The organism is Dankookia rubra, from assembly GCF_004355005.1.
GTDB lineage: Bacteria > Pseudomonadota > Alphaproteobacteria > Acetobacterales > Acetobacteraceae > Paracraurococcus > Paracraurococcus ruber_A.
The window spans coordinates 259,980-281,298 of the sequence record NZ_SMSJ01000001.1; the positions used below are offsets into that span (position 1 = coordinate 259,980).

A 21,319-nucleotide genomic window follows, 5' to 3' on the forward strand; every position below is an offset into this window, starting at 1 on the left:
ATCCGCCTTGACCAGCCTGCCCTGGATCGGTCGCGCGACGGACGCGCCCTATTTCAACGATGACTCAGGCGCCGCCTGGACCCCGATCGGCCAGAACGACGCGATCACTTGGCCCGAGCTTGCCGGACTCTATCGCCGGCGCGACCTGCCCGGCGTGGAACGCCACCTGCAATGGCTGAAGGACAGCGGCGTCACCTGCCTGCGGCTGATGCTGGAATACTGCCAGCGCGACCACCGTTATTTCGAGCTCGCGCCCGGCCGCTTCAACCTGTCGCTGGTGCGGCTCTGGGACGACCTGGTCGCCTTGTGCCAAGTGATCGGGCTGCGGCTGCTGCTGACGCCTTTCGATACCTTCTTCCTGTGGAACCGCTGGAAGCACCATCCCTACAACCGCGCCAATGGCGGCCCCTGCGCCTCCCGCCGCAAGCTTCTGGTCTGCCCGGCGACGCGGCAGGCGGTGAAGGCACGGCTGGCCTTCGCCACGGAGCGCTGGGGCGGCAGCGGCGTCATCTTCGCCTGGGACCTTTGGAACGAGATGCATCCCGCCCAGGCCGGCGGCGACCCCGCGGGTTTCGCGCAGTTCATCGACGACGTGGCACCCTTCCTCCGCGCGCTCGAAACGCGACTGCATGGCCGGGCGCACCTGCAGACCGTCTCGGTCTTCGGGCCTGAGCTCGGCTGGAAGCCCTGGCTGAACGAGCCGATCTTCCGCCACCCCGCCCTCGATTTCGCCAGCAGCCATTTCTACGAGGAAGGCACCATCGACGACCCGCGCGACACCGTGGTGCCCGCGATCAGCACCGGCCGGCTGGTGCGGCAAGCGCTGGCGCAGATCACCGATGCGCGTCCCTTCCACGAATCGGAACATGGCCCGATCCACACCTTCAAGGACCGCCACCGCACGCTGCCGGAGGCGTTCGACGACGAGTATTTCCGCCACATGCAATGGGCGCAGCTCGCCTCGGGTGCGGTGGGTGGCGGCATGCGGTGGCCGAACCGTCATCCGCATACGCTGACACCCGGGATGCGGCGCGCCCAGCGGGCGCTGGCGGATTTCCTGCCGCTGGTGGACTGGCCGCGCTTCCGCCGCGGCAACCTGAACGAGGAGATCGGGATCGACCCGGACATTGCGGCCTTCGGCTGCGGCGACGCGCGGCAGGCCGTGGTCTGGCTGCTGCGGCGCGGGCCGCTGCTGCCGGATGGCCGGCTGGATGCGGCGATGCCGCCACGCCCCGCGACGCTGCGGCTGCCCGGCCTGGCGCCGGGACGCTACCGCGCCGCGTTGTGGGAGACCCAGGCCGGCCGGCCGGCCGGCGAGCTCGAGGCCAACTCGCAGGGCAACGGAATACTCGTCGCCCGTCTGCCGCCCTTCGCCGGCGACATCGCCCTCGCCATCGGGCCGGCATGATCGCGCTGTTGCCATGGCTGGGGCTGGTGCTGCTCGGCATTGGCGCGATGCAATGGGGCGCGGCGCGGGCGGCGGAGCTGCTGCAGGCGCTGCGCAACCGCTGGGGCCTGCCGGCCACTGCCGGTGGCGCGCTGATGGGCATCGCCACCGCGGCCCCGGAGACGGCGGTGAACCTCTCCTCCGCCGCCTTCGGCTGGCCGGATATCGGCCTCGGCGCGGCGCTCGGCTCCAACGTGCCGGCGCTGCCGCTTGCGGTGCTGCTCTCCTGGCTCGCCAGCCGGCTGCGGCCGGAACCGGAAGCGCCGCCCGCGGTGCAGCCGCAGGTCGTGGAGGTGCAGGCGCTGCCCTATCTCGGCACCGTGCTGCTGCTGACGGCGCTGACCCTGCCGCCGCCGCTCGCCGGACTGCAGCCGGTGGACGGCGCGATCCTTTGTGCCGCCTTCGCCGCCTATATCGGCCATGCGCTGCTTCGCCGCCCTTGGGTGGAACGCGCGCCAATGCCGGCCGGCGTCGCGCGCCGCGCCGCGATCGGCGTGCCGGCGATCGGGCTCGGCGCGCTGGCCAGCGTCATCGGCGCGCAGCATGTCGGCGGGCCGCTCGGCATGCCGGACATGGTGGTGGGGCTCTTCGTCATCGGCCTGCTCTGCGCCTTGCCGGAAAGCTGGTCGGCCTGGCGCTTCACGCGGGACGGGAAGCCGACGGTGGCCATTGCCGCGGTGATGGGCGACGGCATCGTCTCGCTCACCGTCGCGCTGCTGCCGCTGGCGGTGATCGGTGCCGCGGTCGGCGACGTGGCGATCTATGCGCTGAACATCGGCTTCCTGGTCGCGGTGCTGGCGGCCTACGCCCTCCGCAACCACCGCAGGCGCGGTCAGGCGATGGGGCCCGGCTTCGTCGCGCTGCTCTGCACGGGGTACGTCGCCTATCTCGCCGCCACCGTGTTCCTGCTCAGGCGCTAGCGCGCATCCGCCGGGCCAGGTTCTCGCCGATCATGACGCAGGTGAAGTGCAGGTTGGCGCGGCAGTCCGTCGGCATGATGGAGGCATCGGCGACGCGCAGGCCGGTGACGCCGCGGACGGTCAGGTCCGGGTCGACCACGCCGCGCGGATCCTCGTAGGCGGTCATGCGGCACGTCCCGGCGGCGTGCTGGATGTCGCCAGCCTCCCGCAGCATCAGCGCGTCCAGCGCCGCGTCCGGCAGGTCGGCGGCCTCCGTCATGGTCAGGGCGCTGTCGCCGAAGGTGATGGAATCGGCGAGGCCGGCGACCTCCGGCCGGGCGCAGAGCGCCGCCAGCCTTCGCACGCCGTCGCGCAGCCGCAAGCGGTCGCGCGGATCGGCCAGCATGTTTTCCTCGACGATGGGCTGCGCCTCCGGATCGGCCGACGCAAGCCGCACCTCGCCGCGCGAGAAGGCATCGTACAGCGCGACGCCGATCGCGCCCGAGGCCGCGGGCAGGTCGCCGGCCAGGCCGCGGTGGTTGTAAGCGATCATGATCATGTCGCGCGCGCCGCCGCCGCCGAGGCCGCTGCTGTAGGTCAGGCAGCAGTTGGTGTGGCGCGCATCGGCGCCCCGCGCCACATGCGCTGGCTTCAGCGCAAGGGTGGCGCGCAGGATCGGGTGGTCCATGAAATGCTGTCCCACCGCCGGCAGGCCGTGCAGCACCGGGATGCCAAGCGCGGCGAGTGCCGCCGCAGGGCCGATGCCGGAGCGCATCAGGATGCAGGGGCTGTGGATCGCGCCGGCGCAGAGCACCACCTCGCGCGCCGCGATCTCCTCCCATGCCGCGCCGAACCGCACCCGCACGCCGCGGGCGCGGGTGCCCTCGAAGACCACGCGGTCGACCAGCGCGCCGCCGCGGATGGTCAGGTTCGCCCGGCCGCGCGCCGGCTCGAGATAGCCGTCATTGGTGGTGATGCGCTGGCCGTTCCGGCTGTTGATCGGGTTGCAGGAGATGCCCTCGCCTTCCGGCGCGTTCAGGTCGGCCTTCCAGGGATAGCCCGCGGCGAGCGCCGCATCGCGCAGCGCGAGATCCACGGCGCCCCAGTCGCCGATGGGCACGCGATGCACCGGCAGCGGGCCGCCGCGGCGGATGCCCGGCGCCACGCCGGTATCCGCATCGTCCTCGATGGCGTCGAAAAGAGGCAGGACATCGCGCGCCGACCAGCCCTCGCACCCCGCCTCGGCCCAGGCATCGAAGGCGGCCGGCACGCCGCGGATGGCGATCTGCGCATTGACCGCGGAGGAGCCGCCGAGCGCTTTCCCGCGCCAGTAGAATTTTGGCTCCTGCGCCGCCGTCCGGCGGGTCATCAGTCCCGGCCATTGCCACTGCGCCTGATGCGCCGGGTCGTGCATGAAGGGGATGATGTTGGCGCTGCGCAAGGCAGGCGGCGCCTCTGCCGCGCGCCAGTCGCGGCCGGCTTCCAGCAGCAGCAAGCGGCGCCCGGAATCCTCGCTCAGCCGCGCCGCCAGGGGCGCCCCGGCCGAGCCGGCGCCGACCACGATCACGTCGTACATGCAGGGTATCCCTCGCCTCGCCGCGGCGATCCTAACGGCGCTTGCGGCGGCCGGCGACCCGGGGCGAGGATGCGCCCGACCGCGCCGCAGCGCGGCACGGGAGGACAGCATGACCGCACGCCGGACCGACCCCGAGATCCAGGCCATCCGCGACCTGCTCGCCGCGCGCCCCAGGCCGGCCGAACTCGCCGAGCGCCGGCGCCGGCTGGACGCGCTCGGCGGGAGTTATCCGCTGCCGGCCGATATCCGCGTCGAGCCGACGCGGGCCGGCGGCGTGCCCGCCGAATGGAGCGAGGCGCCGGGCGCCGATGCCTCGCGCGCGCTGCTCTTCCTGCATGGCGGCGGCTATGTCTCCGGCTCCATCGCCAGCCACCGGCCGATGGTGGCGGAAGCCGGGCGGCAGGCGGGGCTGCGCACGCTGGCGCTCGACTACCGCCTGGCGCCGGAGCACCCCTTCCCCGCCGCGCTGGACGATGCCGTCACCGGCTACCGGCACCTGCTGGAAAGCGGCTTCGCGCCGGGTCGCATTGCCATCGGCGGCGACAGCGCCGGCGGCGGGCTGACCGCAGCGACCCTGCTGGCGCTGCGCGACCAGGGCCTGCCGATGCCGGGCTGCGCCTGGCTGGTCAGCCCCTGGGTCGATCTGGAGAGCGCCTCGGCCAGCATGGAAACCAAGGCGGCGACCGACCCGATGGTACAGAAGCCCTACCTGCTGGAGATCGCGGCGATGTACCGCGGCGGCACGGCGGCGCGGACGCCGCTGGTCTCGCCGCTATACGCCGACCTGCACGGCCTGCCGCCGCTGCTGGTGCAGGTGGGCTCGGCCGAGACGCTGCTGGACGAGGGCGTGGCCTTCGCGGGGAAGGCGGGTGCCGCGGAGGTCGCGGTGACGCTCGAGGTCTGGCCGGACATGATCCATGTCTGGCACCTGTTCCATCCGCAGCTTGCCGCGGGGCGGCGGGCGATCGCCAAGGCGGGGACGTTCATCCGCGAGCATCTCGCGGGGTAGGCAAGGAAGGTTGGGGAGGAAAAGGCATTTCCTCCCCAAGCCCCACCTTTGCTTTCTGTGAGTCGGCACACGTTGCGAAGCGAGTGCCGACTCAGAAAAATAGATGAGGGGTCCGGGGAGAATACCTTCTCCCCGGCCTTCTTGGTTCAGCTCGCCGGCGTCAGCACATGGATTACCCGGCTGGCGATCATCTCGCGCGTCTTCGCCGCATAGGCCGCCATGTGCGGCGCCGCGCCATGTGCCTTCAGCGCGTCCAGGCTCTCCCACTTCTCGATGACGACGAAGGTGTCGCCGCCGAGCGGCGTCTGGATTTTGCCCATGCCCTCGGCGTCGATCGCCGGGCCGTATTCGATGCAGCCCTGCTCGGCATGGACGGCGGGCATGTTGGCGCGGAAATGCTCCAGGATCTGCTCCCGCATGCCGGGCTTGGCGGTGATCATGGCGAGTACGTGGATCATGGTCGGACGTTCCCCCTCCTTGTGGATGGCGAAACCTAGGCCGGGCGCGGTGCCCTGCCAACCGCGGCTCAGCCGGTGCCGGCGAAGCGCGCGGCGATCCGCGCCTCCAGCGCGCGGTAGCCCTCGGTCAGCGGACGGCGGTTCTCGAAGGCGTCCTCGGGCTCCGCCAGCAGCCTTCCGGTCATGCCGTCCTTCACCTCCCCGTCCTTTAGGAAGGCGCGGCGGAACAGCCGCGGCGCGGCGCCGACGTAGGGGCGGAAGCAGACCCGGTGCGGGCCCGCTTGGCCGAGCCGCCGCGCGACGCTCGGTGCCACCCAGCCCTCGCGCGGCAGGGTGATGCTGTCGTCGTGCAGCGCCAGCGCCTTGCTCTTCAGGTAGGGTTCGATGAACTGCACCTCGTCCACCCCCGCCGCGACGATGTGGCGGGCGCAGTTGTGGCAGGGGAAGGTCGTCACGAACAGCCGCGTGCCGCTGGTCGAGACGCCGCGGCGCGCCGCCGAGATCAGCGCATCCATCTCGGCGTGGACCGAGCGGCTGAACTCCACGAGATGGCCGAGCCGTGAGCGCCGGAGCCGCCGGGCCAGCAAGGTACGGCGCGGCGCATCGCCCAGCTCCACCCCCTGCTCCTCCAGCAGCTCCATCACGTGGTCGACCAGCTTGTTGCGTTCGTCGGTATTGCGGCAGAAGCCGCCATAGGCGTGGCAGCGGCCGCGCTCGACCTCGGCCGGGTCGTCCAGCCCCTCGCCGTAGAGGCCGCCGCCGGCGCGCGGCACCTCGTTGCAGCCGGTGGCGAGCAGCTGGCCGTCATGGCCCAGCAGCACCGCGCCGACCTGGCGCGACAGGCAGGCGCTGCCGAGCCGCGCCGCATAGGCGTGGTACATCGCCTGCTCCGCCTCGGTCGGCCGCAGCATGACCCCTTCGCCGCGCACCAGGCGCAGGAAGCGCGCAAGATCGGCGGTCACGGGCCAGGCATCCAGCACCGCGTCCGGCGCATCGGCCCGCGGCAGGGCGGCCGAGCTGTCGCAGTGGAAATCGGCGAAGCGAAAGGCCTCGGCCACCTTCTGGCCGTGCTCCATGCCGGAATTCTCGTCCCGCCCCATGAAGTCCTGCACCGCCCGCGCGGCGTCGGGGTCATCCGGCGCGAAGCCGTATTTCCGCATGAGGCGGGCATGCCGCGTCCGCTCGTCGCAGACCACGCCGAGCAGCCAGAAGGCCTCCCCATAGACGGAGCGCAGCAACTGCACCTCGGCCGGATGGCGCAGCGCGTCGCAGATAGCGATCACCGGGCCCGGCTGGCCGGCGCGGGCGGCGTGGATCCCGGCGATCATCCCGGCGGCGACGAAGGCGTTGTCGTTCTCGTGCCGCAGCCGGCTGCCGATCGCCTGCAGCGCGGTGAAGCGACGGATCGGCGGCTCCGCGCCGGCCGCCGCCCAGTCCAGCGGCGCGGCGCGTTCCAGGACGTCGCGGGCGCGGATGGCGAGGCTTGCCCCGCCGCTGCGGGCCAGCAGCCGGCCCAACACCCGCGCGACCGAGGAGGTCCCGGAGCCAACCGCGCCGACCACGGCGATCACCAGGTCCGGTCCCTGCGCCGCGCGGGCCAGGGCGAGCGCCTCGATCCGGCCCGGCTTGGCCAGCAAGGTGGTCATCGGTGTTCCGTCACCCATGCCGCCATCCAAGCACCAAGCCCAAGGTTCAGGCAAATCAAGGCTTTGCTTGCCCGCGCTGCCGCTGCGGGCGCATCAGCCGAAGCCCGCCCGGTGTTGGGCACCAAGTCCCGCGCCTGCTCCGCCGCCATGTGTCGGGTCAACCCGAAGCGGCAGGCGCATATCGACCGTCGGGGTGCCGCCCTGATCCGACGTTCAGCAGCTTGTGCATGGGTCGCCGCACAGTAATGCGTGTCCTGGCATGGGAGAGGCGTTACAGCCCTGGCCAAAACGTCCCTGACGCGACAGAAAAGCAATGTAGGTCGGCCGACCGCGCAACGATCGGCCTCGTGAGCTTCGGAGACTCGCATATGCGTGATAATGTCGTCTGCGATCACACCGGATGGTGGTGGTCCGCAATACCCCTCGAACTGTAAGCTACAGACGAATGTCAGCCAGCGTCATCGGCAAGAACGGCCCCGCCATCGCCCCCAGCAACCCTCGGAGCTACGAGGTCAAGGTGCAGCGCCAGCTGCTGCCGCCTGGAAGGTGGATGTGGATGATCGTCGAGGAAACCACGCAGATCGTGGTGCAGCAGTCGCAGCAAACCTTCCCGAGCGCTCAGGAAGCCTGGGTCGGCGGTCGCCGGCGGCTCGGCAAGCCGGCCTGACGGGAGCGGGTCCGGAAGAGATTGGCTGGGGCGCCAGGATTCGAACCTGGGAATGGCGGTACCAAAAACCGCTGCCTTACCACTTGGCGACGCCCCATCCGTCGCGGGACCGGTGAATAGGGGTCATGTGGCCCCGCCGTAAAGCCCCCCCGCGTCGCGCCACCATTCTCCGGGTAGCCGCATCGCCGCCGCCCGCGCCGCGGCGGCATCGGCGAAGAGGCCGAAGCAGGTCGCGCCCGACCCGCTCATCCGCGCCAGCAGGCAACCCGGCAGCGCGCGCAGCGCCGCCAGCACCTCGGCGACCATGGGGCAGAGCGCGATCGCCGGCGCCTCCAGATCGTTGCGAAGACTTGCCAGACAGGCCGCCATGGCGGCCGCATCCGGCCAGGCGGCAGGCAGCGCGGCCGGCGGGGTGAAACCGCCGGCGCGGGCCTTGAAGACCGCCGGGGTCGCCAGCGCCACGCCGGGATTGACCAGCAGCAGGCCGCAGCCGGGGATCGCCGGGGCGGCCGAGAGCACCTCCCCCACGCCCTGCATCCGGGCGGGGCGCGAGGCGACGCAGACCGGGATATCGGCCCCGAGCGGCGCGGCGATCGCCGCCAGCCGTGCCTCGCCCAGCCCCAGTCCCCAAAGCCGGCCCAGCCCGCGCAGCGCGGCGGCGGCATCGGCCGAACCGCCGCCGATGCCGGAGGCGACCGGCAGCCGCTTGTCGAGGCGCAGCGCCGCCCGCGCCGGCATGCCGGCGGCCTCCGCCAGGGCACGCGCGGCGCGCAGCACCAGGTTGTCCAACTCGGCATCCAGCGCCGCGCCGAATGGCCCCTCGAGCGTCAGGGAGAGGTCGTCCGCCGGCGCCAGGGCCAGCCCATCGGCGGCCGGGCCGAAGACCGCCAGACTGTCGAGCAGGTGGTAGCCATCCGCCCGCCGCCCGGTGACGTGCAGGTATAGGTTGACCTTGGCGGGCGCCGCCTCGCGGAGCATGCGAACAGGCTCCCTAGCGCTGGGCGGTGCTGGCGGGGTAGCCGGGCAGGCCGTCCCGCAGCTTGGCCTCGATTTTCACCAGCTCCGCCGGCTCCGGCTCCAGCGTCGCGGCACGGCGCCACTGGAACTGCGCCTCCCGCTGCCGGCCGATCGCCCAATAGGCATCGCCGAGATGGTCGTTCACCACGCTGTTGCGCGATTCGAGCTCGACCGCCTTTTCCAGCCAGGTGACGGCGCCGGGCAGGTCGCCCAGGCGGAACAGCACCCAGCCGAGGCTGTCGGCGATGTTGCCGTCCTGCGGGCGGAGCTCCGTTGCCCGCAACAGCATGGCCTTGGCGCGGTCGAGGTTCTTGCCCTGCTCGGCCCAGGTATAGCCGAGATAGTTCAGCACATAGGGCTCCTCGGGCGAGAGCTCGAGCGCGCGGAGGAGATCCGCCTCTGCCCGTGTCCCGTCGCCGGAGCGTTCGCGGGCGATGCCCCTTGCATAGAGCAGCGGCCAGTCGCGCGGACCGAGCGTGCCCGGCGGCGTCCCGGTCCGGGCCGCCGCCTGGTCGTAGGCGGTGGCGGCCTCGACGAAACGGTTGCGCCGGCGCAGCAGGTCGCCCAGCCGGGTGGAGGCCTGCGGCATCGAGGGATAGGCCTCGGCCAGCTGGCGCAGCTGGGCCACCGCCTCATCCGTCCGGTCGAGCTTGTCGAGCAGCACGGCGCGGCGCAGGCCGATCACCGGTGCCAGCGGATCGTCCGACCCGACACGGCCGAGCATCGCCAGCGCCTCGTCGTCATGGCCCTGGTCGGCCAGCGCGTCGGCGGTCAGCACCAGGGCCGGGGCAAAGCCCGGCCGCAGGCGGAGCGAGAGCTGGGCGAGGACCAGGGCGAAATCGGTCGAGCCCTGGGCCCGCAACGCCGAGGCCAGGGCGATATAGGCTTCCGCCCAGCCATCGGCCGGGGACGCGACGCCGCGGCTGGCCAGCAGCGTGCGGCGGTTCGACGGGGTGGCGGCCAGCGCGGCGTCGTCGCCGGTTTCCAGCATCTGCTCCAGCAGCCGCTGCGCCTCCGGCGGCTTGCCGGCGCGCTGCAGGATGCCGGCCGAGAGCACCGCCAGCCGCCAGGAGGGCTGCGGCTGGTCGGCGAGGGCCATGCGGGCGAAGCGCTCGGCCTCCCGCGGGCGGTTGGCGATGTCGGCGATCAGCGCGGCATGCAGCGCGTTCAGCGCCCGCAGCCGGTTCTGCTCGGCCAGCGGCCGCAGGGTTGCCAGCGCCTGGTCCGGCTGGCCGCGGCCGAGCTGGACCCAGGCCAGGAGCGTCGGCTGCAGCACCTGCACCGGGCCGCCTCGGGCGAGCGCGCGGACCCGCTGCTCCGCCTTGTCCCAGCGCCCGGCCTGCACGTCGGTGCCGGCCAGCAGCATGTTGGCGGCGGGGTTGTCGGGCAGCCGGCGGGCCAGGCGCTGGGCATCCGGCCGGCCGTCCAGCAGGGCGGCGAGGAAAGCCCGGTGCAGTACCTCCGGCTGGTCGGGATCGGCCTTCAGCGCTGCCAGCATGGCGTCGGCGGCGGTCGCAGTATCCGTTTCGGCCGCAGCGAAGCGGCCGGTCAGGTAGGCGCCGAAGGCCCCGGTGACAGGAATGCCGGTGCCGCTGTGCGGCCCACGCTCCCTGGGCGCCCCGCCGGCGGCGCAGGCGGACAGAAGCGCGGCCGCGAGAAGGGCAAGCCGCGGCGAGGATCCCGGAAATCGCATCGGCGCAGGCTAGCAGCCGCCATGCCGGCGCGCCACGGTCAGGCGGGGCTTTCCCGCCACAGTGTGGCAAAACGCAACGTGCCGGTCGCGGATCGGCGCCGGCACCTCAGCCGAGCCGCCCATAGCCGCTGAATTGCGCGAAGACCGCCTCGAGCTCCGCCGTGTCCAGCAGGACCGGCGCCAGCCCCGCGGCGCGCAACGCCAAGTATTGCCGGGCGAGGTTCTCTACCTCCGTCGCCAGGGTGCGGGCGCCGGCGAGCGTGCGGCCGAAGGCGACCGCGCCGTGGTTAGCCAGCAGCGCCGCCTTCCGCCCGTCCAGCGCTGCGATGCAGGCCTGGGCAAGTTCCTCCGTCCCGAAGGTGGCGTAGCCGGAGCAGCGGATGTCGCCGCCGCCGCCAAGCGCGATCATGTAGTGGAAGGGCGGCAGGCCCTGCCGGGCGCAGGACAGCGCGGTGGCGAAGGGGCTGTGGGTATGCACCACGGCGCCGGCCTCGGGCCGCGCCGCATAGATCGCCGCGTGCAGCCGCCATTCCGAGGAGGGGCGGCGATGCCCGGCGAGGACCCGGCCCGCGGGATCCAGCTCGACCAGGTCGGCCTCGACGGTCTCGGCATAGGGCAGCGCCGCCGGGGTGATCAGGAAGCCGCGCGCGGTGCGGACCGAAAGGTTGCCGGACTTCGACGGCATGAAGCCGAGCGCATCCAGCGCCCGCGCCGCCTCGATCAGTGCCGCAGCCTCGGTCATTCAGGGCGCCTCGTGGCGGCGGCCGACCAGCAGCTCGGCGCCGTCCGGCCCCGCGGCCTCGGTGTGGCGGCAGCCGGCGGCCAGGGTGAAGACCTCGCCCGGACCGCAATCCTGCACCTTGCCCTCGGCCGAGACGGTGAAGCGGCCGGCGAGCACCAGGCCGCGGACATCCCAGCCATGGTCGTGGTCGGGCAGCGACTGGCCCGGCGACGCGGCGCGGCGCACCACCTCCTGGAACCCGTCGGCGCGGAGCGCCGCCTCGAACGCAGCTTCGTCAGTCATCCTCGTTCCTTCCGCAGCCCTGGCGTGCAAGGCCGCACCATCCGGGCGGGCGCGGCGCAGGACAAGGGGCGAAATGCCGCCGGGGACTCGGCTAGGCTGCGGCAGGCGGGGCGGCAAGACCCCGCCCGGAGGAGACGAGATGCACCGCAGAACCTTGCTTCCCGGCCTGGCCGCACTGCCGCTGCTGCCGCGCGCCGCCCGCGCCCAGGCCTGGAACCCCGACCGGCCTATCCGCATGCTGGTCGGCTTCGCTGCCGGTGGCAGCACCGACACCACCGCCCGCATCGTGGCGCAGGCGATCACCCCGGCGCTCGGCCAGCAGGTGCTGGTGGAGAACCGCACCGGCGCCGGCGGCAACGTGGCAACCGAGGCGGCAGCCCGCGCCGCGCCGGACGGCTATACGCTGGTCATGGCCTCGATGGGCACCCATGCGGTGAACCAGTCGCTGTACCGGACGCTGCCCTTCCACGTGGCGAAGGACTTCTCGGCGGTCTCGCTGGTGGCGCTGAGCCACGGCCTGCTGGTGGTGCATCCCTCGGTGCCCGCGCGCAGCGTCACGGAGCTGGTCGCGCTCGCCCGGGCGAGGCCGGGCGGGCTCAATGCCGGCACCGGCGGGCTCGGCAGCTCGCAGCATTTCGCCGCGGTGCTGTTCGAGCACGAGACCGGCGTGCGCTTCACCCAGGTGCATTACCGCGGCGGCGCGCCGGCCATGGCGGACCTCGTCTCCGGCCGCGTCGACCTGATCTTCGCCCCGGTGGTCGAGAGCATCCAGCAGGTCCGCGCCGGCCAGGTCCGGCCGCTCGGCATCACCCGCCGCGAACGCGCACCGCAGCTTGCCGAGGTCCCGGCGATCACCGAGCAGGTGCCGGGCTTCGTCTTCACCAGCTGGCTCGGCGTCTTCGCCCCGGCCGGCACGCCGGCGCCGGCGGTGGCGAGGCTGTCGGAGGCGATCCAGGCCGCGATGCGGGTCCCGTCGATGCGGGACCGCATGGCGGAGCTGGGCTACGACGCGGTGGGCAGCACGGCGGAGGAATTCTCCACCTTCCAGCAGTCGGAGATCACCCGGACGGCGGAGCTGGTGCGAATCTCCGGCGCCACGGTGGAATAGCGAGCGCGGGGAAGGAAAGGCGTTCCCTCCCCGCGCTCGCCGTCGCCGCGCGCCGCCCGCCGGCCCGGGGACTTGGATGAAAGGGAGCCGGGGAGAACAGCTCTCCCCGGCCGTTTCGGTCTCAGGCGAAGAGGAAGTCCGCCGCGTCGATCTTCCCCGCCGCGCCGATGATGGTCAGCGTGTTGCCGGCATAGCCGACCAGCGCGTTGGTCCCGTTCGCCGCGATGGTGAAGCTGCCGATGGTGGTCACGCCGAGCGAAGCCAGGGCGCGCGCATCGATCAGGTCGCTGCCGTCCTGCCAGTCGAAGATCGTGTCGTTGCCCCAGCCGGCGCCGAGCACGAAGACGTCCGCGCCGTTGCCGCCATAGAGCCCGTCATCCCCGGCGCCGCCGGCCAGCGTGTCGTTGCCGGCCTCGCCAACCAGCGTGTCGCTGCCGGCATTGCCGACGAGGTTGTCGTCGCCATCCCCGCCCCAGAGCGTGTCGTTGCCGCCGCCGCCCGAGACGGTGTCGTTGCCGGCGTTGGCATAGACCTGAATCGGCGTGGCGGTGGAGGAGGCGACGCTGTCGTTGCCGGCGCCGGCGAAGAGCCATTCCACATGGATCGCGCCGAGGTCGACCGCATAGGGCGCGTCGGTCACCATGTACATGATGTCGTAGCCGTCGCCGCCATCGATCGTGTCGCTGGCATCGGCGTAGATCCGGTCGTTGCCGTCGCCGCCGCTGATCGAGTCGGCGCCGCCCTCGCCGATCAGCCCGTCGTCGCCCGCGCCGCCGATCAGCGTGTCGGCGCCCTCGCCGGCGAAGACCAGGTCGCCGCCGCTGCCGCCGGTCAGCAGGTCGTTGCCGCCGCCGGCATAGAACTCGACGCCGGTGGTCGTGCCGGAGGCATCGAGCGTGTCGTTGCCGTCGACGAAGTCGGTCACCCATTCCATGTGGGTCGCGGCCAGGTTGATTGCGATCCCGGTGCCGCCGATGACGTAGGCGGCGTCGAAGCCGTCGCCGCCATCGAAGCTGTCCTGGGCGTCGATGTACATCCGGTCGTTGCCGGCGCCGCCCGAGAGGCTGTCGGCGCCGACATCGCCGACGATGACGTCGTCGCCGGCATTGCCGACCAGCGTATCGTTGCCGAGGCTGCCCCAGAGCCAGTCGTCGCCGCTGCCGCCGGAGGCGCTGTCATCGCCGGCGCTGGCGTAGATCTCGACCGTCCGGGTCTGGCCGGCGCCGATGATGGTGTCGTTGCCGAAGCCCGCGGCGACGAACTCGATCTTGTTGACGTCGATCGCCAGGAAGGCCGGCGTGTCGTCCACCATGTAGAGCACGTCGCGGCCGGCGCCGCCGTTGATGCTGTCATTGGCATAGGCATAGATCACGTCGTCGCCGCCGCCGCCGGTCAGCGTGTCGTGGCCGCCGAGGCCGAGCAGCGTGTCGCTGGCCTCGCCGCCGGTGAGCGCATCCGGCCCGGCGGTGCCGGTCAGGAACATCGGCGCGTCGGCTTTCACCGTCGGCACCGTGCCGAAGGTGATGTCGTCCGCCGCGAGCGCGGTGATGGCCTCGAGGAAGACGACGTCCGTCACGCCCGGGCCGTATTGCACGCCGAGGCCGCTGACGCCGGCCAGCGTCATCGGCGCCATGGTGATGTTGGCCAGGGTCAGCCCGCCGCCGAACAGCAGCTTGTCGGTGCCCGAGGCGAAATTGGCCACCCAGTCCGGCCCGTCGCCAAGGTTGAAGCCGAAGACGTCCTTGCCGGCGCCGCCGCGCATGTAGTCGTTGCCGGGGCCGCCGATGATGGTGTCGCCGCCATTGCCGGCGCCGAGCCCGTCGTCGTTCTGGCTGCCGAGGATGATCTGGCCCGGCTGCACCGGCGGCACGGCATAGACGATGTCGCCGGCCTGCAATGCGGTGACGCCGGCGAGGAAGATGCCATCCCCGCCCGAGCCGTAGATCACGCCCAGTCCGCTGACCGGTCCCGCATCGCCGGCGCTGAGTTGCAGCGGCGTGACGAGGACGTCCGCAGCGGTGATGCCGACGGCGAACCTGATGTGATCCTTGCCCGGCGTGAAGCCATCGACCCAGTCAGTCCCGTCGCCAAGACCGAAGGCGAAGGTGTCGGCGCCAGTGCCGCCGACCATGTAATCGTCGCCCTTGCCGCCGATCAGCGTGTCGCCGTTCGGCCCGGCCGACATGACGTCGGTGCCGTCCGTTCCCGCCTGGGTCGCGCCGGGCTGCACCGCCGCGGCGCCGATGACCAGCCCGACCGCGGGGGAGCGCAGCGGCATGCCTTGGTTATCGTAGATCGCGTTGCCGCTGGCACTGCCCGTCGCCCCGAGGAGATGGCTGTCGCCATATCCGTAATAGAGCCGGGCGTCGGCCGGCAGGTCGACGCCGAAGCCGACGACCAGAGTATTGTTGGCGCCGAGCGCGACGCCCGTTGCCTCCAGCACCGTCGATCCCGCGATCGCCTTCCAGCCGATGCCGGCGGCGGCATCGGTGTCGAGCGCCTGCAGGGTGGTCGCACCATCGAACAGGAGGGACACGGACACCTCGCGTGCCCCGGTCTGCTGCGCCTGCACCGCGATCGGCCCGGTATCGTCGATGTTGCCCGAGGCGAGCGCCGAGCCCGGCTTGGCGAAGGCGGCGAAGACTTCGGCAATGCTGCGCGCCGCGCGATCGGCGATCAGCGCGGCGTCCGCGTCACTCATGTGGCCGGCGGCCCCGCGAAAGACGCCATTCATGACGAGGTCGTCGCTTGATGCCGTCAGGCGGGCATTGAAGCCGCTCTCGGCAACCAGCTGCTCCATGCCCGTCCGGATCGCCTGAGCGCCCGCATCCTTACCGGCGTCGAGCGGGATGGGCTCGACGAAGACATAGGAAACGGGGGCGGTGAAGGCAGCCCGCAGCTGGGCGGCGTCGTAGCGCACCGCGCTCGTCCATGTGCCGGCGGTCAGCGTGGAATCGGCGCTGTCGTATTCGTTGTGCAGCCAAAGCACGACAGTCGGATCCGCCTTCGCCGTCGTCGAAAGCCCGCTGACGTAGTTGATCAGCCCCTGCTCATACGTGTTCGGCGTCCAGCTCGTCTGGCCGTTCACTGAGGTTGGCGTCAGCCAATCGCCGATCAGCGACGTGCCGGAAGCGGCGGTGGAACTGCCGCTTCCGTCGAATTCCTTGAAGAGCAGCGTGACCGTGTCGTTGACGCCGTCGAAGCCGAGCAGCTTCTGCACTTCGGCCGCGACCGCGTCGGCGCCCGCCAACTGGCCAAGAATGATGGAGTTCGATTGCCCACGCAGCAGGATGTTCAGATTCACGTCGACTGGTCTCCCCGGGGCGCAGGCCGCAGCACTGGCGGCGCGCCGGTCGGGGAAGAAATGACGAGAAAGGTCCGTTCAGTCCTTCCACGAAAAGGTAATCAAGCAACACGAATCCGTTAACCAAGCGTGACTGTATTGCTCAAGCAAAAAAGAGCGATGCGTGGCGCACCCGGAGTGCGCCACGCCGGCGATTACATCCCGCCGATGTAGTTCGGCCCGCCGCCGCCCTGCGGCGTGGTCCAGTCGATGTTCTGGCCGGGATCCTTGATGTCGCAGGTCTTGCAGTGCACGCAATTCTGCGCGTTGATCACCAGCCGCGCGCCGGCATCGCCGGCCTCGACCGCGGCGCCCCCGCCGGTCGCCCCTTCGGTCGCCTCCGCATCCGGCGTGCCCTTCAGCTCGCGCTCCGCGTCCGGCCCCACCGCCTCGTAGACCGCGGCCGGGCAGTAGCGGCTTTCCGGGCTGCGGAACTGGTCCCAGTTCACGCCCTTCCAGGCACCCGGATCCTTCAGCTTGAGGTGGGCCGGCTGGTCCTCCTCATGGTTGGTGTTCGACAGGAAGACCGAGGAGAGCCGGTCGAAGCTCAGCTTCCCGTCGGGCTTCGGGTATTCGATGCGCTTCGACTCCGAGGCCTTCTTCAGCGTCTCGTGGTCCTGGTGGTGGCCCCAGGTCCATGGCGCCTTGCCGCGGAAGACGAAGGTGTCGAGGCCGGCATTGATCAGCCCGCCCCAGAGCCCGAACTTGGCGAAGCCCGGGCGGATGTTGCGGACGGCGGCAAGCTCGCTCCAGACCCAGCTCGCCTTCAGCGCCGCCGGGTAGCTCTCGAGCACCGCGGGGCGGTCCTCCCCGGCCAGCGCGGCGGCAACGGCATCGGCCGCCACCATGCCGGACTTCATGCTGGTATGGGTGCCCTTGATCTTCGGCACGTTGAGGAAGCCGGCGGTGTCGCCGATCAGCATGCCGCCCGGGAAGACCAGCTTCGGGACCGCCTGGATGCCGCCCTCGTTCAGCGCGCGGGCGCCGTAGGCGATGCGCTTGCCGCCCTCCAGCATCTTCGCCACCTCGGGGTGGGTCTTGAAGCGCTGGAATTCGTCGAAGGGCGAGAGCCAGGGGTTCGGATAGTCGAGGCCGACGACGAAGCCTATGCTGACGAGGTTCTCGCCCAGCATGTAGAGCCAGGACCCGCCATAGGTGTCCGACGGCACCGGCCAGCCGGTGGAATGCCAGACCAGGCCGGGCTTGTGGTTCGCCTTCGGGATCTCCCAGAGCTCCTTCATGCCGAGCGCATAGGTCTGCGGCGCGACGCCCTCGCGCAGCCCGTAGCGTTCCTGCAGCTTCTTGGTCAGCGAGCCGCGGCAACCCTCGGCAAAGAGCGTGTAGGTGGCACGCAGCTCCATGCCCGGCTCGTAGTTCGGGCCCTTGCTGCCGTCCTTCAGGATCCCGGCGACGCCGGCGACGACGCCTTTCACCTGGCCGTCCTCGACGATGGTCTCGGAGGCCGCGAAGCCGGGGTAGATCTCGACCCCGAGCGCCTCGGCCTTGGCGCCGAGCCAGCGGCAGACATTGCCAAGGCTGACGATGTAGTTGCCGTGGTTGTTCATCTGCGGCGGCGTCGGCAGCTTGATGGCCCGCGTCGCCGTCAGCAGCATGAACTTGTCGTCGGTCGCCGGCGTCGCCAGCGCCGGCGGGTCGTCGCGCCAGTCGGGGATCAGCTCGTCGAGCGCGCGCGGCTCGAGCACCGCGCCCGAGAGGATATGGGCGCCGATCTCGCTGCCCTTCTCCACCAGGCAGACCGTGGCATCCGGCGCGACCTGTTTGAGGCGGATCGCGGCGGCGAGCCCGGCCGGGCCGCCCCCGACGATGAGCACATCGAATTCCATCGCCTCACGTTCTTCAGCGCCGGACATGCCTGGCTCCTCCTTGTCTGCCCCGCATGTAGCGTCGCTCCTGCTTGCGCGGAACCCCGCGCCCAGCCGATACGGGGGTGAGGAAAGGCGGGCAGCATGACGGAGGCCATGACGCAGGAGGCGCTGCTGGCGGCCCTCCGGCTGCAGATCGACTGGGGGGCGGAGGAGGCGCTGGAGGCGGCGCCGATCGATCGCACGGTCCCGCGCGTCGCGGCCCCGGCCGAGGCGGTCGCCTCGATCCTTCCGGGCATGCCGGCCAAGGGAGGGCGGGAGGCGCAGCCCCGGGCCCTGCCCGCCCGGCTTGCCCCGCCGCCCGGCGCGACCCGGGCCGCAGCGCTGGCGGCGCAGGCCGACAGCCTGGCGGCCCTGCGCGCCGCGATGGCCGAGTTCGACACCAGCCCGCTGCGCGAGACCGCGACCAACCTGGTCTTCGCCGACGGTGTGCCCGAGAGCGGCCTGATGCTGATCGGCGAGGCGCCGGGCGGCGACGAGGACCGCCTCGGCCGGCCCTTCGTCGGCGTCTCCGGCCAGCTGCTGGACCGCATGCTGGGCTCGATCGGGCTGCACCGGGAGAGCGGCTTCTACATCACCAACATCCTGCCCTTCCGCCCGCCGGGGAACCGCACGCCGACCGATGCGGAGATCGCGCTCTTCCTGCCCTTCGTGCTGCGCCACATCGTGCTGGCGAAGCCGCGGCAACTGGTGCTGCTGGGCGGCGTCGCGGCTAAGGCGCTGCTGCGGTCGAAGGAGGGGATCACCCGCCTGCGTGGCCGTTGGCATCAAGTAACGATCGATGACAACCAGTCATTGCCGGCGCTCGCCACCCTGCATCCAGCCTACCTGTTGCGAAACCCCGCGGCGAAGCGGGACGCCTGGGCCGATCTCCTGTTGCTGCAGCGGAGCCTGACCCCGCAATAGCCAGCGGGCGGCCAGTTCCTCTGTTCATCAACAAACCGTAAGCTGTTGGCATTGAACACCACACGGGTTCTTTCTGCAACGGTCTGGATTTTCCGGGTTGCACCGCCTCCGTGATCGCCGCTAACGGAAGCGGGCCATGCCCGCCGTCGGCCCCATGGCCCGCAGTTCCCTTCGCCCCCTGCTTGCCGGGGTCCTGTGGGGAGCGGCGCTGATGACCGGGCTGCCGAAGCCCGCCACGGCGCAGAGGGCCACTGACCAGACCGCCATGAGCGTCCCCCGGCCCGCCGCCTCCGGCGGGGTTCCCGGCCTGCCCCAGGTGTTGGCCCCGTCCGACGCCACCCGGCTGAGACGCGTCTTCGACCTGCAGTCGCGCGGCGATCCCGCCGCCGCGGCGCGCGAGGCCGATCGCCTGGACGATCGCCGGCTCATGGGCCATGTCCTGGCCGACCGTTACCTGCGGGCGGGGGCATCGGCCTCGGCGCCCGAGGTGCAGTCCTGGCTGGCGCAGTATTCCGATCACCCCGAGGCGATGCGGCTGCACGACCTGCTCGGCCGCCTGCTGCCGCGCGGCGCCGCCCTCCCCGCCCCGCCGGCGCCGCCCGAGCCGCTCTCGCCCGAGGCCGCCCTGGCGCCGGAGGAGCGCGCGCCGAGCCTCGCCAGCGTCGCCCGCAATCCCGGCCTCGACCGAGCCGTGCGCGACCGGGCGCGGGAGGGCAATGCCGGCGCCGCCCTTGGGCTCATCGGTCGGACCAAGGGGCTGAGCCCGGCCTATGCCGGGCTGCTGCGCGCCGACCTCGCCATCGGCCTCTTCCGCGCCGGGCAGGACGAGGAGGCGCTGCGGATCGCCGCCGAGGCCGTCCGGGCCGGCGAGCCGAGCGGCCTCGCCGCCTTCGCCGCCGGCCTCTCGGCCTGGGGGCTTGGCCGGTACGAGGCCGCCCTGCCCTATTTCGAGCGGGCCGCCCGCAACGACCAGGCGGCGCCCGCGCTGCGCGCGGCGGCCGCCTTCTGGACCGCCCGCGCCGCGGTCCGGGCGCGCAAGCCGCAGCTCTATGTCGCCTGGATGATGCAGGCGGCGCAGGAGCCGCGGACCTTCTACGGCCTGGTCGCCCGCCGCAGCCTTGGCCTCGGCGCCGGCTTTGCCTGGGAAGGCGAGCTGGCCGGGGAGGCCGAGGCTGCCGCGGTCGCCGAGACCGCCGGCGGCTGGCGGGCGCTGGCCCTGCTGCAGGTCGGCCAGCCGGCGCGGGCCGAGGCCGAGCTGCGCCAGCTCTGGGCCAAGGCGAAGCGCAATCCCGGGCTGGTCAGGGCCATGCTCGTGGTCGCCTCCCAGGCCAGCCTCCCGGGACTGACGGCGCAGCTCGCCGCCGCCTCCCAGGCCGAGGACGGCAGGCCGCGCGACTTCGCCCGCTTCCCCGTGCCGAAGCTGGTGCCGCAGGGCGGCTACCGGGTCGACCCGGCGCTGCTCTATGCCCTGGCGCTGCAGGAGAGCCGCTTCGACGCCGGCGCCGTCTCCCCCGCCGGGGCGCGCGGGCTGATGCAGATCATGCCGGCGACCGCCAGCTACCTGTCGCGTGATCCCTCGCTGCAGGCGGAGGGCGCGCAGCGGCTGCATGACCCGGCCTATTCGCTCGAGCTCGGCCAGCGCTACCTGCACTACCTCGCGCGGCATGACGGCGTCGGCGGCAACCTGGTCCGGCTGCTGGCCGCCTACAATGCCGGGCCGGGCAACCTGCTGAAATGGCTGCCGGCGCATGGCCACCGCGACGACCCCTTCCTCTTCGTCGAGGCGATCCCCTTCGACGAGACGCGGGGCTTCGTGCAGCAGGTGCTGACCTATTCCTGGATCTATGCCTCCCGCCTCGGCCTGCCGGCGCCGAGCCTCGACCAGCTCGCGGCCGGCGGCTTCCCGCGCTTCAGCGAGCCGGCCGATGTCGTGGCGATGCTGCGCCAGCGGGGCCGCGCGCTGCACTGAGGCCTCCCTGGCGGGCCGTCCCGCGCCTGACTCGGTCCTCCGGCGATCCGCCTCAGCCGATGAAGGCCCGCAGCATGCGGGCCAGCCGGCCGCCGCGCCGCCAATGCGCCAGCGCCTGCCGCGCCGCATCGCGGTCCCGCTCGGCCGCCGCGACCTGCTGGCGCAATGCCGCCGCCTCGGCCTCGGTCGCCGCGACGATCGCCTGGGATGCGGTCTGGAAGCGCAGGCTCGCCGCCGCCAGCTCCGCCCGCGCCGCCTGGGTCACCCGGGTCGCCTCGCTCAGCTGCGCCGCATGGGCGACGATCTCCCAGCTCCGCCGGTTGGCGAGCGCCAGCAGCGCCGCCCGGGAGTCGCGCAGCGCCGTGGCGCCCGCGGCCAGCATCGAGTCCCGCTCCGCCAGGGCGGCCTCATGGGCCAGCGCCTGCGCCTCCAGCGTCTCGCCCCGCTGCTCGGCCAGCCGCCGCGCCTCGGCGGTCGCCGCCGTGGCGGTGGCGAGCGCTTCCCGCAGGGTGAGGATATGCCCTTCCAGCACGCCCGGCGGGCCGGCGGCCTCGACCGGGGTCGCGGGCAAGGCCTCGCCCAGGGCGGGATCCACCGCGTCAACCATCAACCCCCCACCCCGCGCTGCTAACGCCATTGTAGAGGATATATGGGTCCGATGGGCAGTCTTAGGT

17 protein-coding genes and 1 tRNA gene are annotated in these 21,319 nt (G+C 72.2%); 7 read left to right on the forward strand and 11 right to left on the reverse strand.

Going from position 1 to position 21,319, the window contains the following annotated elements:
- Positions 1-7 precede the first annotated feature (7 nt).
- Together E2C06_RS01230 and E2C06_RS01235 are read left to right on the forward strand one after the other, a co-directional pair.
- A complete protein-coding gene (locus E2C06_RS01230; protein WP_133286751.1) occupies positions 8-1,408 on the forward strand; it encodes a glycoside hydrolase 5 family protein in 1,401 nt (466 codons plus the stop codon).
- Positions 1,405-2,367: a sodium:calcium antiporter gene (locus E2C06_RS01235; RefSeq protein ID WP_133286752.1), complete on the forward strand. Its 963-nt coding sequence runs from the start codon at positions 1,405-1,407 to the stop codon at positions 2,365-2,367. Before E2C06_RS01230 ends, E2C06_RS01235 begins: the two co-directional genes overlap by 4 nt.
- On the opposite strand, the gene E2C06_RS01240 is transcribed toward E2C06_RS01235, so the two are convergent.
- Complete coding sequence (locus tag E2C06_RS01240) at positions 2,357-3,922, reverse strand: GMC family oxidoreductase (protein WP_133286753.1); 1,566 nt, start codon at positions 3,920-3,922, stop codon at positions 2,357-2,359. The genes E2C06_RS01235 and E2C06_RS01240 overlap by 11 nt on opposite strands.
- Before the next feature lie 109 nt (positions 3,923-4,031).
- Here E2C06_RS01240 and E2C06_RS01245 point away from each other — a divergent pair, with 109 nt between their 5' ends.
- Entirely contained in the window at positions 4,032-4,931 is a 900-nt protein-coding gene (locus E2C06_RS01245; RefSeq protein ID WP_133286754.1) for an alpha/beta hydrolase, read from the forward strand.
- A gap of 146 nt (positions 4,932-5,077) precedes the next feature.
- Here E2C06_RS01245 and E2C06_RS01250 read toward each other — a convergent pair whose 3' ends face one another.
- Together E2C06_RS01250 and E2C06_RS01255 are read right to left on the reverse strand one after the other, a co-directional pair.
- On the reverse strand, positions 5,078-5,389 hold the full coding sequence (locus E2C06_RS01250) for a putative quinol monooxygenase (RefSeq protein WP_133286755.1): 312 nt from the start codon (positions 5,387-5,389) through the stop codon (positions 5,078-5,080).
- Between the two features lie 68 nt (positions 5,390-5,457).
- Complete coding sequence (locus tag E2C06_RS01255) at positions 5,458-7,053, reverse strand: deaminase (protein WP_133286756.1); 1,596 nt, start codon at positions 7,051-7,053, stop codon at positions 5,458-5,460.
- A gap of 427 nt (positions 7,054-7,480) precedes the next feature.
- On the opposite strand from E2C06_RS01255, the gene E2C06_RS01260 reads away from it, so the two are divergent.
- Positions 7,481-7,702, forward strand: a complete 222-nt coding sequence (locus tag E2C06_RS01260; RefSeq protein ID WP_133286757.1) for a hypothetical protein — start codon at positions 7,481-7,483, stop codon at positions 7,700-7,702.
- 22 nt (positions 7,703-7,724) lie between these two features.
- Here the strand turns inward: E2C06_RS01260 and E2C06_RS01265 are convergent.
- The 5 genes from E2C06_RS01265 to E2C06_RS37280 all read right to left on the reverse strand — a co-directional run bounded on the left by E2C06_RS01265 (position 7,725) and on the right by E2C06_RS37280 (position 11,436).
- Positions 7,725-7,799 (reverse strand) — tRNA-Gln (locus E2C06_RS01265).
- A gap of 26 nt (positions 7,800-7,825) precedes the next feature.
- Positions 7,826-8,680 (reverse strand): 4-(cytidine 5'-diphospho)-2-C-methyl-D-erythritol kinase, encoded by an 855-nt coding sequence (locus E2C06_RS01270; protein ID WP_133286758.1) that lies wholly within the window; start codon positions 8,678-8,680, stop codon positions 7,826-7,828.
- A gap of 13 nt (positions 8,681-8,693) precedes the next feature.
- Positions 8,694-10,412, reverse strand: a complete 1,719-nt coding sequence (locus E2C06_RS01275) for a tetratricopeptide repeat protein (protein ID WP_133286759.1) — start codon at positions 10,410-10,412, stop codon at positions 8,694-8,696.
- 106 nt (positions 10,413-10,518) lie between these two features.
- A complete protein-coding gene (locus E2C06_RS01280) occupies positions 10,519-11,154 on the reverse strand; it encodes a class II aldolase/adducin family protein (RefSeq protein ID WP_133286760.1) in 636 nt (211 codons plus the stop codon).
- Positions 11,155-11,436 (reverse strand): cupin domain-containing protein, encoded by a 282-nt coding sequence (locus E2C06_RS37280; protein WP_165982141.1) that lies wholly within the window; start codon positions 11,434-11,436, stop codon positions 11,155-11,157.
- A gap of 139 nt (positions 11,437-11,575) precedes the next feature.
- Here E2C06_RS37280 and E2C06_RS01290 point away from each other — a divergent pair, with 139 nt between their 5' ends.
- Complete coding sequence (locus E2C06_RS01290) at positions 11,576-12,544, forward strand: Bug family tripartite tricarboxylate transporter substrate binding protein (protein ID WP_165982142.1); 969 nt, start codon at positions 11,576-11,578, stop codon at positions 12,542-12,544.
- Between the two features lie 121 nt (positions 12,545-12,665).
- Here the strand turns inward: E2C06_RS01290 and E2C06_RS01295 are convergent, their stop codons facing one another.
- Complete coding sequence (locus E2C06_RS01295; RefSeq protein WP_133286763.1) at positions 12,666-15,848, reverse strand: calcium-binding protein; 3,183 nt, start codon at positions 15,846-15,848, stop codon at positions 12,666-12,668.
- Positions 15,849-16,042: 194 nt separating this feature from the next.
- Positions 16,043-17,758 (reverse strand): electron transfer flavoprotein-ubiquinone oxidoreductase, encoded by a 1,716-nt coding sequence (locus E2C06_RS01300; protein ID WP_133286764.1) that lies wholly within the window; start codon positions 17,756-17,758, stop codon positions 16,043-16,045.
- Positions 17,759-17,854: 96 nt separating this feature from the next.
- Between E2C06_RS01300 and E2C06_RS01305 the strand changes: the two genes are divergently transcribed.
- Together E2C06_RS01305 and E2C06_RS01310 are read left to right on the forward strand one after the other, a co-directional pair.
- Positions 17,855-18,676, forward strand: a complete 822-nt coding sequence (locus E2C06_RS01305; protein WP_133286765.1) for a uracil-DNA glycosylase — start codon at positions 17,855-17,857, stop codon at positions 18,674-18,676.
- Between the two features lie 136 nt (positions 18,677-18,812).
- Positions 18,813-20,645, forward strand: a complete 1,833-nt coding sequence (locus E2C06_RS01310; protein ID WP_133286766.1) for a lytic transglycosylase domain-containing protein — start codon at positions 18,813-18,815, stop codon at positions 20,643-20,645.
- A gap of 52 nt (positions 20,646-20,697) precedes the next feature.
- Here E2C06_RS01310 and E2C06_RS01315 read toward each other — a convergent pair whose 3' ends face one another.
- Positions 20,698-21,252 (reverse strand): hypothetical protein, encoded by a 555-nt coding sequence (locus E2C06_RS01315; protein ID WP_133286767.1) that lies wholly within the window; start codon positions 21,250-21,252, stop codon positions 20,698-20,700.
- Positions 21,253-21,319: the final 67 nt, after the last annotated feature.

Bases quoted from the DNA above. Each gene is read 5' to 3' on its own strand.
- E2C06_RS01270 (WP_133286758.1), bottom strand. From the start codon at position 8,680: ATGCTCCGCGAGGCGGCGCCCGCCAAGGTCAACCTATACCTGCACGTC.
- E2C06_RS01235 (WP_133286752.1), top strand. From the start codon at position 1,405: ATGATCGCGCTGTTGCCATGGCTGGGGCTGGTGCTGCTCGGCATTGGC.
- E2C06_RS01290 (WP_165982142.1), top strand. From the start codon at position 11,576: ATGCACCGCAGAACCTTGCTTCCCGGCCTGGCCGCACTGCCGCTGCTG.
- E2C06_RS01300 (WP_133286764.1), bottom strand. From the start codon at position 17,758: ATGTCCGGCGCTGAAGAACGTGAGGCGATGGAATTCGATGTGCTCATC.
- E2C06_RS01310 (WP_133286766.1), top strand. From the start codon at position 18,813: ATGCCCGCCGTCGGCCCCATGGCCCGCAGTTCCCTTCGCCCCCTGCTT.
- E2C06_RS01275 (WP_133286759.1), bottom strand. From the start codon at position 10,412: ATGCGATTTCCGGGATCCTCGCCGCGGCTTGCCCTTCTCGCGGCCGCG.
- E2C06_RS01315 (WP_133286767.1), bottom strand. From the start codon at position 21,252: ATGGTTGACGCGGTGGATCCCGCCCTGGGCGAGGCCTTGCCCGCGACC.
- E2C06_RS01240 (WP_133286753.1), bottom strand. From the start codon at position 3,922: ATGTACGACGTGATCGTGGTCGGCGCCGGCTCGGCCGGGGCGCCCCTG.
- E2C06_RS01250 (WP_133286755.1), bottom strand. From the start codon at position 5,389: ATGATCCACGTACTCGCCATGATCACCGCCAAGCCCGGCATGCGGGAG.
- E2C06_RS01280 (WP_133286760.1), bottom strand. From the start codon at position 11,154: ATGACCGAGGCTGCGGCACTGATCGAGGCGGCGCGGGCGCTGGATGCG.
- E2C06_RS01260 (WP_133286757.1), top strand. From the start codon at position 7,481: ATGTCAGCCAGCGTCATCGGCAAGAACGGCCCCGCCATCGCCCCCAGC.
- E2C06_RS01255 (WP_133286756.1), bottom strand. From the start codon at position 7,053: ATGGGTGACGGAACACCGATGACCACCTTGCTGGCCAAGCCGGGCCGG.
- E2C06_RS01305 (WP_133286765.1), top strand. From the start codon at position 17,855: ATGACGGAGGCCATGACGCAGGAGGCGCTGCTGGCGGCCCTCCGGCTG.
- E2C06_RS37280 (WP_165982141.1), bottom strand. From the start codon at position 11,436: ATGACTGACGAAGCTGCGTTCGAGGCGGCGCTCCGCGCCGACGGGTTC.
- E2C06_RS01245 (WP_133286754.1), top strand. From the start codon at position 4,032: ATGACCGCACGCCGGACCGACCCCGAGATCCAGGCCATCCGCGACCTG.